The sequence below is a fragment of the Butyricimonas sp. BSD2780061689_150309_C8 genome, assembly GCF_015560935.1.
GTDB classification, from domain to species: domain Bacteria; phylum Bacteroidota; class Bacteroidia; order Bacteroidales; family Marinifilaceae; genus Butyricimonas; species Butyricimonas paravirosa.
In genome coordinates this window covers 1-17,348 of sequence record NZ_JADMSV010000021.1, presented here as the reverse complement: position 1 = coordinate 17,348, position 17,348 = coordinate 1, and the positions used below count along the sequence as shown (strand labels likewise).

Sequence of the window (17,348 nt, the reverse complement as noted above, 5' to 3'; positions counted from 1 at the left end):
ACAATTTTGTATGATGAAAATAAAATTCTATTCAACAATCGTGTTATTGCTTGCAGCTTGTTGTATAACGATGGCGCAACACAAAAGTAAACTGAAACCGGGTGAATTGTCTCCTGATTTCAAGTACGAGGATTCAAAAGGGAAAGTTCACTCTCTTTCCGAGTTAAGGGGAAAATACGTGTTGATTGATTTCTGGGCTTCTTATTGCCAACCTTGTAAGGAAGAGCTACCGTGTTGGAAAGAACTAATTCGTAAATTTAAGAAAGAAAAGATCGCCTTCGTCACGATTTCTATCGATTACTCTCGAGAAGATTGGTTGGAAGCCCTAAAGAAGGAGAAACTAGAGAGTTTAAATTTAATTATAGATAATAAAGATATCTCGTTTGTTATAGCGTATTGCGTGGAAACGATACCTCGTTATGTTTTACTGGATAAAGATGGAAAAATTATTAATCTTTATATGCCGAGACCTTCAGATCCTCAAATGTTAAAAATCTTACAATCACTAAAATGTAGTAGTTGAAATTTTTTATTTGGGGTAAATTTTAAATATGCTCCAAACAATATCATTTAAATTTTGCGTGGGAATACTAACCTTAGACTTCCCGGGTAATTTATATAGGTATATGACACTTTTCAAGATGTAACATACTTCAAGATTGGCTCTGGGTATGCAAATGGTAAATAAACGGAGTGGAAAGACTTTGGAGGCTAATAAAAAAGAGAAATTTCTAATGCAATGACCTTGGTGATAAATAGAATAAGCTGCAGGAATTTGTTTCTAGAAAGGTTGGTGTGTGTAAAGTATCATTTGAAGAGATTTCGATAATGGCCAAACGTTATTTTCCTACTTGTAAATTTTATCAAGGGATATCCAGTAAATAGGAAAAAACAGAAGAATTTTACTTTTGCAATTCTTCTGTTTTTCTTTTTTTCTCGTCCATCTCTTTTTTTTTCATCCCATTAATGTCGTAAATTGTTGTGATAAGGACATGACCTTTGGAGCTTGTACTCAAGCCACTTTTTCCTGTTCGTTTTTTCAAGTCGTGTTCCGCTTTTCTTTCTTCTTGACCTTTTCAACTGTGCAGGCCACATTAGCCACGTGTATACCGAAAAATATCCATAATATCTCGGTTTCTTCTTGCCTTGCCTTGATTTTGCGCCGAACTCGACCGTTTTTGGTTTCCTTGCTCCTGACGATCGGGCGAACGTGGGGTTTATTCACGCTCACGATCCGGTCGCTTACTTTTTGACCGGAGAACAACGCTTTCTCTTGTTCCAGCACTCGTCGAAGATTGGAAAACGCTTTTGAAAACTGGCGGGAAGAGACAGGCGTTCTCCTGCCCTGGCGAGTAGCTCGTCCATTTGACCGACTTGTTTTCCTGCAACCGGAGCAAGCCTCGTTTCATCATCCGTGTCTTGACTGTTTCCTTTTCCGTTTCTTTCTGTAGCACAGGTAACGCTTGCTCACGTCCTTGAACTTGTTGTGGGGACAACGCTGGCCGAAATCCTTGCTAAAAGCTGACAAGCGAGACTGTAACCACGCTCTCCCACAATAATTTCACGCTCGTGAGATAACCTGAATAACTCTCGTAACACGTGGCATCCGTCATCATCACGTGCAATTTATCCAGGTAACGGGATGGCACTAACGATCTTGTAATTCGTCAAGGAACGGCAGGGATGTATATAAACACCACAGAAAATTTGGAAATGGATGTTACCGTTAAGATGCTCTATCAAGGTGGCATCCGAGAAACCAGTGTAAGCTTTTAACAACATCAAGGCCACCTTGCCTTCCGGGAAAAAGTAAGCATGACGGCCTCGACGACTCGAGCTTAAACCTGGCGAGCGACAAAAAGATTTAAAAGGGGAAATAGAATGTAACCGACCTAAAAACTCGACTTGTAATCTTGATATAGATTGAACTCCGTGAAACCTAAAAAAGGTTGTAATTCCGAGATTTTTTGTACTTTTAACCATATGTATCGGGATTAGATTATCCCGGTTTTGGCGTTCAAACCTGTTTTACCGGGTTCTATCTGAAGATACAAAAAAGCCAACTGATTTGCAATGAATTAGTTGGCTTTTTTGGAAATTTGATGAATATCCCTATCAAAAAGGTATGATTTGTCAACGAGATAATCGACTTTTGATCTCGTTCAATAAACGGGATCCTAAAGCACACGGAATCCTTTTATAGAATGTTATATAAAGAATTATTTGACGTAATTAACACAGTATCTATATCTTAATTACAGGTTTGTATTAACTATCAATTTTTCTTGATCCAAAGGATAGTCGGTAAGGTTTCACGTGGTAACCCCTAAAAATAACGGACTCCCTTTTAAACATTAGAAAAAAGGGAGTCCGTTGTTTTCCTGTCTGACGTGTAAGTAAACATCTTATGGTTTCTTACGTACGGCGCGGATTTTGTGTGTATCCATTCGGTGTGCCGGTGTAAGATTTCCATTTGCATCGTACATATAGGCCTGCGAATTTACATTGTCACTTGTAGCGGTGGAACTCCAATATGTGCCTTCCAACGGGGTATCGACACCTTCTACCAAACCATTACTTAAAGCGTTTTGTTCTATGCTTGCCGGGAGGTACCAATGAATGTTATCGGATTCTATATACGCTTCCCAATATGTTATACTACCATCATCAGATGTTCGTTGCCTTTTTTGAAATTCGTTTTTCTTAGCAATCATCCGAACGGCAAATTGGTCGATTGGAGTATCTCCATACGTATCCTTCGTTACTGTTTCAGTAAAATTACCTACAGCGTTATCCCTAAGACGATTCTCGATAGTCGAGACCTGTCCGGCACTGTTTACATTATATAAATACCTGGTATTTGACAAGCCATCGGAATTACTTATTTGACCACTCTCAATTGAATTTATTTTAGAGTAATCAATAGTTACTGATGTTGAAGTTATCCAAGTTACAAAAAAAATATCCCTCGTAGTATGTGTTACAGTAATATAATCACTCGCAGAATACTCCGTTATTATATCATCCGCTATATAGTCAAAAACATATGCGCCGAATAGTTGAGTAAAAAAATTACCCTGTCCAATTGACAATGCAGGTCTTGCCGTAAATGTCACATTTCTGTCCCACGCAAACCCGAAAGGATAAGTGTTGTCATCCTCCTCAAAGCGTTCATATCCTGCATCTCCACTCCATGCAGGGCAGTATTGTGTGATGGTTTTTGTATTGCCGTCGGCAGATCTGCCATTTCCGGCATAAGACAATGTCAGTTTCGCCTCTCTGTTATTCTCTCCTGCATTCTCATCGTAATACGCGTACAATGTTTTATCACCGCTTCCCGAGAAAGTCTGCGTTCCACGTTCCGACCTTATCCAATATCCGTTCAGTCCCAACGGGCGATTTGCCGGGTTACTGGTGTCATACGAATAGTCCGTAAATGTCAGCCACTCAACATCCGAAGCCAACGTCCAGTCGCAATCTGCCTTAATCTGTATCTCCTGGATGACATAATGGGCATCCACCTTATCTTCGCAGTCTATAGACATATTGTATTCCGGCGAGATGGAAAGCCTGTACGTCACGGTCTTGCCTTGCGGCCATTCCGTAGCGGCGACAGGGGCGGTGAACGTGCGTTCTGTACCCGTTGTACCGTCGTTGAATACCACTTCAATCATGGCGTTTGCCGGTAAGGTCTGCGGCAACATCATGAATGTACCCTCTTCTGTCGTGATCTCGCTTCCCGATGTTTCGCTCCCGCTCATGATTTTTTCCAAAGACTGGGAAAAATCACCGGTTGCCGCATCCAGAGTCCAGCTATCGGTTGCCATGTCGTAGGTGCCGCTGTTTCGCACACCTTTTAATGCCACGTTCTTGATCGTACCGGGTTGCATCTGGCTACCAGTCGTGAATTTCACGGCCGTGCAGATATGCCGGAAAGAAAGCGGAAGCGTGCTATTGTAGTTTCCTGCTGTTTCAGCAGTAGTCGCCACGAGGATATCTTTCTGCTCGCTTACATCATCCGGAACGGTGTACTCGAGTGTCGTGACCGTAGGTGACGATGGCGTCGTAAGGTTTGCCGCGTCAACCGGTGCCCACGCGTAAAATTGGAATGTATGTCCGGTTCCCGGCCAGTAGTACGTGTTTGTACTGCTCCAGAGATTGCTTCCTTGCTCCGTGACATCTTCATCCATGTAAAATTGTTCCTCGACTAACGTGCCGCCCTTTTTCCAGTAGGCGAGGACGTGGAAAGAGCCGTAGGTGGAGAGCTCGCTAACGGGAGCGGAGCGTGTTACCGGTGTTTCTCCTTCAAAAGCGGAACCGTCTATACCGTCGGAAACAACGGCGCGGACGCAAAGCGTGTCTGCCGAGTCTCCCGCGCGCAGTACAAACCTGTCGGAAGTGTACCCGCTACCGTTATTACCGGCATTTCCCCTCGTCGGTACATTTTCCCCGGGTGACATGCCAAAACAAATGTAATCACAACTTTCCCCGGTATGACCGTTGTTACCGTTATCGAGAAGGTCATCATTATTGCATGAAAAAAGCAGGAAGCACGAAATCAGTGCTGTCATTCCGCTTGTCGTCAAGTGCCGATTCTTGTATGCTTTCATATTTTATGATTTTATCAACTATGCAGTGGAAGCCTTTTATCGTGGCTATTCGTGAGTGTAAGGGGAACATTCAACCCCTTACACCCTAATTATATCGCTCTCCCCGGTGAATATCCCGGAGAAGAGACATGATGTTAAACCGGTTTCAGGAAACCGGGATTAGTTGCCTGTGGATTCTTCGAAACCAGGCAAAGTTTGGTTTTGCTCCTCAGTCTTCCATTCTTCAATTTCATTAACACTGAACACGATAGGCATAAGCTGACCCTCCTCAGGGATATTATCCTTCGTCAATTCTGCCTTGAAGTCATAGCAATAACCAAGCTTCAGCTCAGTATTCTTAATTGCAACTTGTGAATGATTGTATGTTTGTATAGGTGTAGTCCCTTCTCCTTCATACAATTCAACGCTGAACCCCACATAATATATAGTACTCTCACTGGCAGGTGTCGGGATCATCAGTCGTTCGTAGTAAGTTTCAAGCTCCTTACCATTTTCGATAAACTCTTCAGCAGTAGCACTTTCAACAGCAGCATTACCAAAAGAAAGATCGAGATTTGGACTGTCTTGGTCGCTCCATGCATTGCCATCAGCATTAATGATAAGTTTGCCTGTCTGTTTTGCACCGTTAAGAGTTACGTTTTTAACTTTAATCTTATAGTCACCACCGACACTATTCACGAACGAGAATTTCACTTTGGAAAGCTGGTGATTGAAAGTCAGATTAACGGGCTGCGCATTGGTCGCCTCCTCTGCAGTGATAGTCGGTTTGTAAACCGGTTGCGCACAAAGCAAGTCAGTTTCACCGTCATTGGTGAAATCTACTGTCATGCAAATTTTGTCACTAGACTTGCTAACATTACTAACGACAACCGCAGAGTTGTTCGCTGGAGCTGGAGCAATTGCGCCGAAGATGTAAGTATGCCCTTCAAACCAATATTTCGTTGATTCATATGTCCAACTCTGACCATTATCATTACTTGATACTACATCACCGTTAAAGATCCGTTCGTCGTTACTGTAACCGTACACGGCAAAACTGCCTAGAGTTTGTTTAGTAAAACTCGGGTCCTCCATACTACGCGTTCCCTTGTTCACAAATGCGTCACTAAAACTTATGGCTTTCGATTGAGCCATTTCTACAGTCTCATCGTTGCTGCAACTTGCCAGCATAGCGGCGGCAGCAATTCCAATTAAAAAACTTTTTTTCATCGTTTTGCTGTTTTTATGAAACACTAATGTTAACTATAACTCTATATCCTTAAAGGGGGAGTTCAATGTCCTCGTACTCGCCCCAGTCTTCTATGTCCACGTCGAAACCGGAACCGCCTTCCATACCTTCTTCATCGGGAATCTCGATACCGCTCACCACGATGACACCACCCCGGGGTTGTACCGCCACCTGGTCGGTCACATCGAAGTCGAACGACTTGATCTTACCGTTTCTCAACCGTACTTCCAGGTTCAGGGCGTACTTGCGTTCAGAAGCACGTGCCTTGTAAAGAGCGTTCGGGTAGTCAGGTATCCCGAAGGAACGGACACGTGCCTGCACCCCGAAGTCCTCCACCGTGCAGTCATACAACACGGTAGCCGCCTCTTCCGCGGTCCGCCCGCTGTTCAGCCATACCGCCCCGGCCATGCCGGCCAGCGCGCCGCGGGCCAGCGCCACGTATTTCAGCCCGTGACTGAACTCGTAGCGTACCAGGTAGGTGAACACCAGCGGGTGCATGGTAACGGACAACTCGTCCGGTTCCGTCTTGCGTTCGGCCGTGTAGCTTTCTATGTAATGGCCATAAAGCATGTCAGGCTCGTTCACCGTGTTCTCGTCGGTTTCTGCCAGGTAGGAATTCCCGATGTATGACGAGCGGGTGCGGGCACGGGTCGTGGCCTTCGCCGAGGCGAACGAGTTCATGTCGTCAAACACGATGTACTCCGTGTCGTTGTTATACAGTAGCACGGAGTGCTCTCCCGGGCGTAGCCGCACGATCTCGCCCTCGGGGGCGATGTTCAGCACGCTGTTGGAACCATCGGCGTGATATGCCTGCACGCGTAACCCGTCCGGGATGCCGGGACGCAACATGTCGTATTCCATGCCGAACACGGTGCTCCACGTGGAGTGGTTCTTCCAATCGGGTCCTTCCCCGCAGGTAAGTTCCCATTCTTTTTCATATTCGGCCTTCACGCGTATTTCCGATTTCGGCGCGTGTTCCTCGTGGTCGAAACACAAGTCTTTATGCTCGCAGGAGGAAAAGACCGTCAGCATCCCCGCCAGCAGGGGGACATATTTCATCGTGTATCTTTTCATTTCATGCCTCCTTTCCTGTTATTAGTGTTTCCCCGGCCGAGTAACCATACAAGGGAGATTTCGGCCTTGGTGGGTCCGAACCAGTGCCGGTTCTTGGTGGCTTCCCACGCGTAGTGCCCGTCAAGAGGAGTATAGGTATAGTATTTTCCGCCCCAGTAACCCACGCCGAGGGTGAAGTCGATGTTCAGTCTCCGGGCTACCGGCAGCGAGTAGCCGTATTCCAGGCCCACGGCGTAATTGGGGCTGTCCCAGAGCGTACCGCCGGGCTTGCCACCCATGTAACCCTTGCCGCCCCACTCGAAGTCATAAGTGAATACCTGCCCGTACAGTCCCAGGTGGTGTCCCGTCAGCGGTTTCTCGGCAGCTTTTTTACCCAGCCATTTGCGCACGGCAATATCACCGCCGTAGACACGCCAGTAACGGTGCCTGCTGTTGGACTTCCACCAGCCGTACATCCAGTTGGCAGCTACCGACCAGTTCTTTCCCAGGTAAAATTCCACCCCGATATTGGGAACGGCCAGCACGTCGTAAAGCATGTTGGTCTTGACGGCCATGTAGAAAGGCTTCTTTTCTTCCGCTTGTGGCACGACCGTGTCCGTTTCCTGAACGACTGCAATCGTGTCCACGGGCTGTATGACTTGTTCAACGGTATCTTTCTCCACCTGTTGGGGGATCACGGGTTTCTGCCGGACGGTGATGAACACGACGCCGGCGTTGCGGACCCGCGGGAAGAAGTGCTGCAGCATGTAGTGCCAGGTGCGGCCGTACTGCAGCTCCATCAGCTGTTTCTTCTTGCTGTCCACGAGAACGCCCCTGCTGTCGTATGTATATTCCGGGACGTTACGCAGCACGTTCACGGCCTCTTCCTTGTGGGGCATGTCCGACTGCTCGACCAGGCAAGCCAGGTGTTCCCAGGCGGTCACGTCGTCATGCCGGGTAACGATACTGTCCGGGAGCGACACACGCCCGCGCACGTAATTTTCCAAAGCCCGGCGGCGTTCTTCCGCCAGCCGGCGGTTGATGGCGACGGAACCCTCGGGAGAAGCCGAGGCGCAGAAAGAGACTTCGACGAGATCGAGTGTCCCGTCATTTTTAATATTCTCCAGGAACGATACTATTTCCGACAGACGCCCGGCATTATCCTTGTACGCCGTGTCCAATGTTCCATTACCGGTACGGAATACTACACAAACTTCCTTCCGGTTCTCCTGCCCGAACGACTGACAAACGCATCCGAACAGTATGAATACTGATACTATTAAACTTTTCGTGTGCATTTTTTATCTTTTTAATCCCTCTCTTGAGAAGAGATGGATTTGAAAATAAAATGCATTGAATATATGCGAGTTAATAGTTTACAATCCTCGAATTTACTCAACAAACACGTTGTATATTTATAAAAAAAGAGATTTTTTTGTATTTTATATTCTCTACGTTCTTTTGTTTTTCATACTTTTGTGGTCGTTCATCTCTCTCTTCTCAAGAGATCGTGCGTTTTGCTTGATATGGTTACCACAGTTTTTCCAGGATCAACCCGTTGGCTTTGTCTATCGTGGAAGTATCCAGGGAGGCAAGATAGATTCGCGTGGTGGTTTCCGAATCATGCCCCATCCCCTCACTGATGACAGGCAAGGGGATATTTTGACTTTTGGCTATACTGGCCCATGAATGGCGGCTCACGTACATTGTAAGATTTATCTGGATGTCGGTCAATGTCGCTATTTCCTTCAACTTGTTGTTGATCAATCGCAGTGCATTCCGGTACTGGGAGCGTTCGTTGCCGGCCTTCGTGATGATGGGCAACAAGTAACCAGTGTTGTTTTCCGGATATTTATCGAGGATATCCTGCATGCATTTTTCCCATTTCACGTGTAATCGCTGCCCCGTCTTTCGCCGGCAATAAGAGAGTATCCCGTTCTGCAAGTCCGTTTTTTTCATGTACGCCATGTCCACGAACGACATCCCTCGCGTGTAAAACGAGAGCATGAACATATCCCTTGCGAAGTCCATGGAGGGGTTCAAGGATAGGTTCTGTTCCTTGATTCGCTTGATGTCATTTAGAGGGAGGGCACGCTTGATTGTTTTACTCACCCCCGTGTACACGTGCTTGAAAGGGCTGCGTTGTACCGTCAATTCTTTTTCTACTGCCCGGTTATAAACCGCCCGGAGTATGCGATTGTAAAAAGAAACCGTGTTCATGGACACGTTCTGCGATTTTAGGTAAGCCTCGTATTCCATCATTAGGTCCGAGTCAATGTCATTCATCATTAGGTCGTTGTCTTTCCGAAAACGCATGAAACTCTTGAGCGTGGCAGTGTAAGTTTCAACTCCCCGTTCTTTACCTAAGCGTTTAAGTTGCGTGATGACCTCTTTCATGAACTGGAAAAACGACGGGTTGGCTGTTGTCTCGTGAAACTTTCTCACCACGTCATCCGCCGTGAACTTGGTTTTCCGACTTTCCAGCCCGTCGATAACGGCGTTTAACCGGGCTATATCATTCCGCAATCTTTGTGTGACGGAACGGATAACGTTAGTGCGTCCTGTATGCACGAGTATCACTTTCGACTGTCTCTCATCCCATTCCTCCGGGAGTACGTTACACTCGCTTGTAATCTGGCGTACGACCCTACGGCAAGTTACAAGGTAAATAATTCTCCCTGGACGCCCCATGACTGTTGACGGACGGAACTTAACTTTAACTGTTGTCATAAATCTACATTTTATCATTTGCATTATAGTCTAAATCATTATAAATTTGGATGATTCTAAGCATATAACTTAGAAATCTTTAACGGCCTTTAGGGACCTTTCTTTTTTCAATAACGTTCATCATTGCAGGAGCCATATCTTCTGAAAAATCAAGTTTGTCTTTACTTTTTATCAACAATCAACATTTGTATCTATCCTTTTGAACCTCTTAGCAGATATCCTTGTGACCTCACGCATCCAACGATTTGCTTTTTTTAATTACTTGAATTTTCCATGGTTACTTAACGAAAGAATCTTCAAACCTTCAGGTTGGTTGACAGAAAAGACCCCGCTATATGGATAATATATTGATCGTTGGTAACTTCTCGATAATCAAGCTCATCTTTGAGAATTTGCGAGATTACGATCTAGAATATCTCGCTCCGTGTTTTAACCTTCATTCTTGTCAGTCATGTATCTAGATATTTTTTTCAAAGCAACAAAGCTTGCTACCGGTTTGTTATAAAGAATGCCACTGGGCATCATTATTTTGTAAAGATACCAAATTCCGATTCAAAATTTCAGATGATCCCCACGGTAGCCATCAAATTACAATCATTACTTATACGTTTCCATTTTGAAAATTGTTCTTTATTCGTTTGAAAGTTGAAAAAGCTATCCGCCGGCCTTTGGGTTTCCTAGTGTTTCTAATGTAAATTTGACCCTGTGTCCGTATGTGCTTCACAAATATTCAATGAAAAAAATACAAACCAATTACGTCTTTTTTGAATTTTATATTAAAATGAATTAATTGAGATAAATGTACTTTTAGAGTTATAATCACTATCAAATGATATTTTCTTCTGTGGAAAATAAAATGAAAATATTGCAGGAAATGATCCCGTACGCCTTGGTAAATGTTTTTAATAGAATCGTTTAGTTTAGATTATTTGAGAGGACTCTACTACCAGACAAGTGTGGTCGTTTGTGCTATCCAAAGATGACACGGGAACATCATTTATATGTATGTGTAAATGGTGTTGACCCGTGTCAGAAGATAGGGTGTTGTCTTTTTCAAGATATATACTTTATCAAGCTCGTGGGTAGTGAGAAAACTGGCCTATTATGCTCAACCGTTTTTCCTTCGTTGTTAAAAACAAAATTTTCAAGGGTCTATACTGGTTGGATTTCTTTTTTGAACAAGAGAATTGTCAGTTAGGATATCGAACACGTGGGGAGGGGTATAATGGAAACGAAGATAAACAAGTATATGTTTGTAGCAAAAGGTTGGTGTGCATATCTTGTGAGGTAGTATATGAAAAAAGTGAAACACGATTGGACGAGAGAGTGTGTGTATTTGTGACGACAAAGGAGGGACGTGTTACTAACAAGTAAGAATAATGAATTATTGGGATGTAATGAAAAAATATGAAATCGAGATTTTTTGTTTGGAAATAGAAAGATAAACTAATATTTTAGTCATGAATATTTTTTGAACAAATAACTATTTAATATGGGGTGCAAGGAAAGGGAAATTGAGCATTTTGAATCGTTGTTTTATGAACTATATCCAAGATTATGCGCTCTTGCGGATCATTACTTGAATGACGAAGAGCAAAGTAAAGATATCGTTCAAGAAGCTTTCTTAAATTTGTGGAGCATGAAAGAAACGGGAAAGAATATTCAATCCATGAAAGCTTATCTATATACTTCTGTACGTAATTCTAGTTTAAATTACCTTCGGAATTATAAAAATAATACTTCTTTTATTATGGAAATCTTGGAAAAGCAAGATGTTATTTTTAAAGAAGTTGTGATTGAAGAAGAGACTATCGCCTTGCTTCATGCATCAATCGAGAGACTTCCTCCTCAAAGTTCAAAAATAATGAAATACGTGTTGCAAGGAAGGAGTAATGTGGAGGTCGCCCAAGAGATGGGAATCTCTGTGAACACGGTAAAAACATTGAAATATAATGCGATGAAAACGTTGAAGGAAGAGTTGAAAGAATTGTACTATGTTTTCGTGTTCATATTGGGGGAATGTGATCTTTTTTGAAAGATTTGTAGATCGATTCTCTGTTATTTCAAAAATAAGTTTAGGGTATACAAATCGTAAATAAAATGGCTTGGAAAGACTTTGAAGACTAACAAAAAAAGAGAGATTTCAATGTGATAAATAGCGAGGATTTTGTTTCTGTAAAGTTTGGTATGTGTAAAAATATCATTGAAGGAGGATGTAAATTAAACTGTGTCAGCAAAGAATAAAATATTAATTTTGCTAATGCAGTTTTTATGAAAGAAGAATTTGATTTCGAAAGTATCAAGAACAAGACAATAAAGTAGCTGAAAGCAGGTGAGCCTTTGTTGGGTAAGGATGGTGCTTTTGCTCCCTTGAAACAGAAAATGTTTTGTCGTATCTTGACTTATAATAAGTTGATATTTAATATGTTATATTTTTTATAAAATGCTTCGGGGGACAAACTGGGGACAAAAATTTGCTGTCCAAGAGCAGTAATGTAGCCAAAAGAGCAAATATAAGGTCTGTCCCTCGATGTTTTTTAGGCCAATTTTTTTGTCCCTCGGAAAGAAAAACAATCCCGTTCTCATCATACGATGATATTCAAAGCACACTGCAAATATAAAAAAGTTTAGTCTGTTTTTTGTATATCTATTCAAGTTCTAAACTAAACGGCTTTTATAAGCTCCCAAAGCCATACCTGTTTTTCTTTTGATCAGCAAAATTGTTAAAGGAGACATCACTTTGTCCTTCTAGCTCTGTCTCTTTTCACCAGTCGTTGTTTGGGCTATGAACTTTGGCGGTATATCCTTGCTTTTACCTTTCCCTGTTTTAGCTTTCTTCTTACTTCCTCCATTATTCCGCATACCCCTTTCGGGCTACCTGATGTGAATTGTGTCACAAAGGTACTTGTCATGTCTCTCTTGTCTGCAAGGTAGCGGTAAGGAAGTCGTGGAATATCGAGATGAAGTGATTATTTATAATTGACAGAATTAGAAAATATTGTAGAACCAATCCATTAACAAACAATATGGAAAAATTTAATTTCTATCAAGACTGCAAGGTTACAAGTTGGGAACGAGACACTTTCACTGTAGAAGCAAACAGCTACGAAGAAGCCGTCGCTATTGTCCGCTCATGGAAAGGTGAAGATATATTGGGTATTACCGACAGCCGTCTCTGTCACGAAAGCTGGCAGTCATTACCTGACACTTCGGAATACCTGTCTCCCGAAGAAAATAATGGGCAACCGACAATCGAAATTTTCGACCAGAGTGGAAACTCTATAATAACTAATGTTCCCGAAACAATACAATCAAATTAAACAAAATTATGGAGGTAACAATCGAACATGCTTTTTGCACCTATTGCGAGGAAGTAACAGAACTCTATTTCCTACTTATCAACACGATTCTCTTTTCAATCGACGAAAAAGAATTGCGTTCCAATATCGAACTCCTGTGGAAAGCTGTCCCCATAGACAAATATTTCACATACGGCTATGGGGCACATCATCTATGGGTATGTCAGCGACAACCGAGCGATATGGATAAAGTCTTTGAGCATCGCATTATGATAGCCCGGTTCTGAATTTTCAACGTGATGGGCTGAACTGCAATATTCGGTTTCAGCCCATTTTGTCATAAAGATAAGAAACAGCCTCTCACTGACGCGAACCCCTTTTTTATCCTGAATCGTCTGCATTGCAGCCATCATTCTGCTACAATTTCCGCTTTCGCCGGAATAGCCTTTTATATTCTCTTTTGGCCAGTCATAATCCTTTTATAGAGGACGTCCATTCGCTCAAGACCGTTTCTCCACTTTGCTGGCAAGGCAGACTTCTTGCTGTCATTTTCCCTTTGCCTTTTCTTCCTGACTTCTTACTTGGCTCGGACAGAGGCAACCCCACCGATACGGTTTACACCCCTTTTGTCGGAACTCCTTTTGATAGCCCTCTACTCTACGCAACGTATGGTTGGTTTAACGGCATATCGTTCAATGCCACCTTCACTGAAAGCGGACGCTATGTTTTCCCTGCCTGATGTTCTTTTCGGTTTCCTGCCAGAAACGTGCCATAGCTTTAGTTTGGTGGACGGATAAGGCCTTATGCCCACAAATCCGCTGCGATTTGTTTTGCCTCGACTTTTTCGCGACCGCTTTGTTTGAAGTCGCCATATCGTTTTTCGTTGCAAAGTTAGTATGCAGACGGGTTCGCCCGGATCGGGCTTGACCAATGGCGTAGTCGCACAAATCTTCCTTTATCGAGCCTGCGGTTTGGGATTATACCCCAAAATAAAGAGTATTTCTGCACTATCCTTGGTGCCCCCCTTTACTGCATCTACTTTTTATGCACCGTAAAACTGATTTATTAACTTCAAAAAGCAATCGCAATGAAAAAGATCGAGAACAAATTCGCAATCACCGGATTCGTAGCAAAGGACGCTGAAATTCGTCAGTTCACCAACACAAGTGTCGCACGTTTCCCGCTGGCAGTAGCCCGTCAGGAAAAGAACGGCGAGGAAAGCGAACGTGTATCCGCCCTCATGAATATTGAAGCGTGGCGCAAGAACGAAAATGCCGGGTCGTTCGACCAACTGACCAAAGGTACGCTGCTTACCGTAGAGGGCTATTTCAAACCCGAAGAGTGGACCGACAAAGACGGTGTGTCACACAACCGCATCGTGACGGTTGCCGTCAGGTTCTATCCAGCCGTAGAGAAAGAAGAAACTCCTGCGGAGCCGGCAAAGAAAACGAAAAAAGGCAAGAAATAACTCCAGCCTTACCTGAACAAAGCGGCTCGGAAGCCGCTTTTGTTTTGCTCGTTACCGTCATGTTCCAAACCGCACTTTTATATAGTCCATACTTTGCACCCACTTTCCGCCGAGCATTGATTTTACTGTGCAAAGTTAAGGCGGAAGCGAACCTGCAAGGCGCTGTTTCATTTTCAGTTAACAACCATTAACTCGCAAGCTCGTCAATATTTGTTAACCGAATGAAAATCGTCAGGGACTTTCCGCTTCCTCCTTGCATTGTTCTCTTCTTTCCGCCTTGGTATTCTGCACGTAAAATCGAATCCCGTCGGACGAGGTGGAAACCACCGACAAAAGGGAGAAAAAAGTCAAACATTAAAATTCAGAACGTATGAAACAGATGATTTGGTCAAGCGAGGACAGGCTGGACGACGCAGCAAGAGTGTATTACCAAGATTTTCAGCGGGAAATTATGGAGGACGAATCCTACAAGGTCAGCGATGAAGAGTGGGCAGATGAAGTCTATCACTGGTTGGACGACGAGCGAAGCAACCTGAACAGAGAAATCGAAGGTGTTATTATTGCCTTTGCCGTTATAGGTACTTGGCGAGGCCCACGAAGAGGCTATCAGATAGTAGGGCACAATATTGCCGGCATATTGCAATCCCAATGCGATGAAGCGGAATGGTACGGCGACGGCTATAATATTTGCGGACGCATGATACATCATGACGGTACTAATTACGCATTGTACCGAGTGGCCAAAGATAGGGACACCACAGAACGTATAGCCGAAAAAATATACAACGGCGAAATCGACGAATCTGGATTCCGACAGAGAACCCGTTCCCTTTATCCGTATGTGGCAGAGGTCTATGGTTGGAAAACGAGAAAGCATAAGAGCAACTGATTGCCGTAGAACGAATGCCGCAGTACATTCTTAAAAGAAGGCTGCGGCATTTATATTTTGGCTGCTGGAATTAAATCTTCGGACATATCCTTTTATAAACTGATCCGTTTGCCGAATCCCGTTCAACCGTTCGTGGCCTTCCAGTCGATCTGCGCTTTTATTTTCGGGCGTTTTCTAAAACACCCGTTTCATAAGAAGCCGAGTTCCTTTTATAGCACCTTCGCTTTCTCCCTTTTTATTCTTCCTGCACATGCTTTCCCTATACTCCCATTCCGAAAGCCCGATTATTCTTTCTGCAAGTTCGATTGCCGGTTGTCAGTCCTGCCAAGGATCGCTTTGCTTGCTACCGAAAATCTTCCTTCCCGACACATCGAGAAGCGTATTTTCTGTATCCTCCTTGTCTGGGCTACCCGTCAATCTGGTGGGCAGAAAAATAATCAAAAACCTTTCGATAGAGAGTATCAGAGGGAAAAACAAAAAACAAACTTAAAATTTGAGCATTATGACATTCAGAGAATTTATGAAAGAAAACGGTTACGAAGTACAAACAACGTTTTGGGAAGATTTTTCGATAGCAGAGCTATTTGGCCTTTCAGCTATTCAGGACACCTTCAATCGCGCTTTCAATGAGTGGAAAGAAGATTACGAGTTTTTAACCGAGCTGGTATTGGTGCTTAACCATAAGATATGGCAATACCACGAGAAAAGACCGGAGTTTGCGGAACTCTACAATACCCTTTGGGAACAGGCCGACCAATATGCGATGGAGAACCTGAAAGACGACGAGCTAAGTTATTTCTTTGATGTGACGGATTAAATGTTGAAGTGTAGAGAAGCCGGCTTCGGTCGGTTTCTCTTCCGTGCATATCCCTTTTTATTAGCGTGGATTCCCGTTTTATAAATTCCTTATATCCCTTTTTATTATGCCTTTATCTACTCCGTACCTATCCCGAAAGCCCGTTATTTTTTCTACAAATTTCGATTGCCGTCTGTCCGTCCGGTCAAGGACCGCCTGCGCTTGCTGCCGGAAAATCTTCCTCGCCAATGCGTCGGCGAGCGTATTTTCCGCAGCCTCCTTGTCCGTATCGGCCGCCAATCCTGTAAGCAGAAAAATACTCAACCTTTCGGTACAGGATAGTACCAAAGGGAAAAGAAAAATCAACTTAAAAACGACAGAGATTATGAGTACAGTACATCAAACAACCCCAAATGGAAGAATGACAGACGATGACATTATGCAACGCGATTCACGGTTCAGGTATATGCTACTTTCCCGGCTTCAATCGGATTGCGAATATTACCTCAATTATGGGAACAGACATCCTAAATGCTTATGGGCAGGGAACGAAGAACGGCAAATTGATTTCATGATAAAACTGTATGACAGTTTCAGTGAAGACGAAAAACCGGAATGGCTGACGATGGACGAAATTATAGAATATAGCAAAAAGATGATAATAGTTAAAGAATAATACGTCAAAGTGTGATTCGGGAACAAAGGGTTATGTGAGTAAGCACAGCCCTTCCCGAACCACTTCAACAGTCAATCGCTGTAATAATTGACGGTATTGGTCCATCTTCCTGTTTTATAGTCCTGCCTTTTCTAATTTATTATTTCCCTTTTCTTACTCTTTGTAACCAACCAGACCCCGGCGAATACCAGCACGGCGGCCGTCAATTTTTGCAAGGAAAAGGTATCCTGCCCGATCGAGACGGCTATCCCGGAGGCCACGATAGGCTGCACGTAGTTGTACATACTGACGGTGGTCGGACGGATATATTTCAATGCCATCGGAATCAGCAGGAACGAAAGGAACGTGGCTCCGGTGAGCAGATAAAGGAGAGCGCACAACTCCATGCCGTCGAATGTTTCCCGATGGAAAACCGGAACCTCTTGTAAATGCCGCAGGCAGAACGGCGTCAATGCCAACGCCGAAAAAAGAAACATCCATTTCATGACCGTAACCGGTGAGTAGTGCAATGAGAGCGGCTTGTGGAAAATCCGCACTAATTTGGCCCTTCTTTTCCAATAGAACTTGGTCCTTGAAATCCACTCGAAATTGACCCGGTT

16 protein-coding genes and 1 pseudogene are annotated in these 17,348 nt (G+C 43.7%); 9 read left to right on the top strand and 8 right to left on the bottom strand.

The window, feature by feature from the left end; all coding sequences use genetic code 11:
* Positions 1-10: 10 nt before the first annotated feature.
* Positions 11-523 carry a TlpA family protein disulfide reductase gene (locus tag I2I33_RS14660; protein ID WP_229128315.1) on the top strand — a complete coding sequence of 171 codons (513 nt, stop codon included), beginning with the start codon at positions 11-13 and terminating at the stop codon, positions 521-523.
* Positions 524-1,039: 516 nt separating this feature from the next.
* Here the strand turns inward: I2I33_RS14660 and I2I33_RS20355 are convergent.
* The 7 genes from I2I33_RS20355 to I2I33_RS14630 all read right to left on the bottom strand — a co-directional run bounded on the left by I2I33_RS20355 (position 1,040) and on the right by I2I33_RS14630 (position 9,621).
* Positions 1,040-1,285, bottom strand: coding sequence for a hypothetical protein (locus tag I2I33_RS20355; RefSeq protein WP_239428259.1), 246 nt, complete (start codon positions 1,283-1,285; stop codon positions 1,040-1,042).
* Positions 1,286-1,514: 229 nt separating this feature from the next.
* Positions 1,515-1,649, bottom strand: coding sequence for a hypothetical protein (locus tag I2I33_RS20430; protein ID WP_255378864.1), 135 nt, complete (start codon positions 1,647-1,649; stop codon positions 1,515-1,517).
* A 756-nt stretch (positions 1,650-2,405) separates the two neighbouring features.
* The gene (locus tag I2I33_RS14650; RefSeq protein ID WP_087420377.1) at positions 2,406-4,610 is read right to left on the bottom strand and encodes a fimbrillin family protein; all 2,205 of its coding nucleotides are present in this window, start codon (positions 4,608-4,610) and stop codon (positions 2,406-2,408) included.
* A gap of 159 nt (positions 4,611-4,769) precedes the next feature.
* Complete coding sequence (locus tag I2I33_RS14645) at positions 4,770-5,819, bottom strand: fimbrillin family protein (RefSeq protein WP_087420376.1); 1,050 nt, start codon at positions 5,817-5,819, stop codon at positions 4,770-4,772.
* Between the two features lie 49 nt (positions 5,820-5,868).
* Positions 5,869-6,912 carry a DUF5119 domain-containing protein gene (locus tag I2I33_RS14640; protein ID WP_087420375.1) on the bottom strand — a complete coding sequence of 348 codons (1,044 nt, stop codon included), beginning with the start codon at positions 6,910-6,912 and terminating at the stop codon, positions 5,869-5,871.
* A complete protein-coding gene (locus I2I33_RS14635; protein ID WP_087420374.1) occupies positions 6,909-8,189 on the bottom strand; it encodes a DUF3575 domain-containing protein in 1,281 nt (426 codons plus the stop codon). Before I2I33_RS14635 ends, I2I33_RS14640 begins: the two co-directional genes overlap by 4 nt.
* Positions 8,190-8,421: 232 nt before the next feature.
* The gene (locus I2I33_RS14630; RefSeq protein WP_087420373.1) at positions 8,422-9,621 is read right to left on the bottom strand and encodes a tyrosine-type recombinase/integrase; all 1,200 of its coding nucleotides are present in this window, start codon (positions 9,619-9,621) and stop codon (positions 8,422-8,424) included.
* A gap of 1,492 nt (positions 9,622-11,113) precedes the next feature.
* On the opposite strand from I2I33_RS14630, the gene I2I33_RS14625 reads away from it, so the two are divergent.
* The 8 genes and pseudogenes from I2I33_RS14625 (at position 11,114) to I2I33_RS14590 (ending at position 16,749) form a co-directional block, all read left to right on the top strand.
* Positions 11,114-11,656: an RNA polymerase sigma-70 factor gene (locus I2I33_RS14625; protein WP_087420372.1), complete on the top strand. Its 543-nt coding sequence runs from the start codon at positions 11,114-11,116 to the stop codon at positions 11,654-11,656.
* A gap of 236 nt (positions 11,657-11,892) precedes the next feature.
* A pseudogene (locus I2I33_RS14620) lies at positions 11,893-12,006 on the top strand (transposase); the annotation flags it as partial.
* 641 nt (positions 12,007-12,647) lie between these two features.
* Positions 12,648-12,941: a hypothetical protein gene (locus tag I2I33_RS14615; protein WP_087420370.1), complete on the top strand. Its 294-nt coding sequence runs from the start codon at positions 12,648-12,650 to the stop codon at positions 12,939-12,941.
* Positions 12,942-12,949: 8 nt separating this feature from the next.
* Positions 12,950-13,207: a hypothetical protein gene (locus tag I2I33_RS14610; protein ID WP_087420369.1), complete on the top strand. Its 258-nt coding sequence runs from the start codon at positions 12,950-12,952 to the stop codon at positions 13,205-13,207.
* Positions 13,208-14,007: 800 nt separating this feature from the next.
* Complete coding sequence (locus I2I33_RS14605) at positions 14,008-14,388, top strand: single-stranded DNA-binding protein (protein ID WP_087420368.1); 381 nt, start codon at positions 14,008-14,010, stop codon at positions 14,386-14,388.
* Positions 14,389-14,758: 370 nt separating this feature from the next.
* Positions 14,759-15,277: a hypothetical protein gene (locus I2I33_RS14600; RefSeq protein ID WP_087420367.1), complete on the top strand. Its 519-nt coding sequence runs from the start codon at positions 14,759-14,761 to the stop codon at positions 15,275-15,277.
* 502 nt (positions 15,278-15,779) lie between these two features.
* Entirely contained in the window at positions 15,780-16,094 is a 315-nt protein-coding gene (locus tag I2I33_RS14595) for a hypothetical protein (protein WP_087420366.1), read from the top strand.
* A 364-nt stretch (positions 16,095-16,458) separates the two neighbouring features.
* Positions 16,459-16,749, top strand: coding sequence for an LPD11 domain-containing protein (locus I2I33_RS14590; protein ID WP_039848412.1), 291 nt, complete (start codon positions 16,459-16,461; stop codon positions 16,747-16,749).
* Between the two features lie 131 nt (positions 16,750-16,880).
* Here the strand turns inward: I2I33_RS14590 and I2I33_RS14585 are convergent.
* Positions 16,881-17,348 (bottom strand): DMT family transporter (locus I2I33_RS14585; RefSeq protein WP_229128314.1); only part of this gene is annotated, 468 nt, incomplete at its 5' end.

Bases quoted from the DNA above. Each gene is read 5' to 3' on its own strand.
- I2I33_RS14660 (WP_229128315.1), top strand. From the start codon at position 11: ATGATGAAAATAAAATTCTATTCAACAATCGTGTTATTGCTTGCAGCT.
- I2I33_RS14650 (WP_087420377.1), bottom strand. From the start codon at position 4,610: ATGAAAGCATACAAGAATCGGCACTTGACGACAAGCGGAATGACAGCA.
- I2I33_RS14645 (WP_087420376.1), bottom strand. From the start codon at position 5,819: ATGAAAAAAAGTTTTTTAATTGGAATTGCTGCCGCCGCTATGCTGGCA.
- I2I33_RS14640 (WP_087420375.1), bottom strand. From the start codon at position 6,912: ATGAAAAGATACACGATGAAATATGTCCCCCTGCTGGCGGGGATGCTG.
- I2I33_RS14635 (WP_087420374.1), bottom strand. From the start codon at position 8,189: ATGCACACGAAAAGTTTAATAGTATCAGTATTCATACTGTTCGGATGC.
- I2I33_RS14630 (WP_087420373.1), bottom strand. From the start codon at position 9,621: ATGACAACAGTTAAAGTTAAGTTCCGTCCGTCAACAGTCATGGGGCGT.
- I2I33_RS14625 (WP_087420372.1), top strand. From the start codon at position 11,114: ATGGGGTGCAAGGAAAGGGAAATTGAGCATTTTGAATCGTTGTTTTAT.
- I2I33_RS14615 (WP_087420370.1), top strand. From the start codon at position 12,648: ATGGAAAAATTTAATTTCTATCAAGACTGCAAGGTTACAAGTTGGGAA.
- I2I33_RS14610 (WP_087420369.1), top strand. From the start codon at position 12,950: ATGGAGGTAACAATCGAACATGCTTTTTGCACCTATTGCGAGGAAGTA.
- I2I33_RS14605 (WP_087420368.1), top strand. From the start codon at position 14,008: ATGAAAAAGATCGAGAACAAATTCGCAATCACCGGATTCGTAGCAAAG.
- I2I33_RS14600 (WP_087420367.1), top strand. From the start codon at position 14,759: ATGAAACAGATGATTTGGTCAAGCGAGGACAGGCTGGACGACGCAGCA.
- I2I33_RS14595 (WP_087420366.1), top strand. From the start codon at position 15,780: ATGACATTCAGAGAATTTATGAAAGAAAACGGTTACGAAGTACAAACA.
- I2I33_RS14590 (WP_039848412.1), top strand. From the start codon at position 16,459: ATGAGTACAGTACATCAAACAACCCCAAATGGAAGAATGACAGACGAT.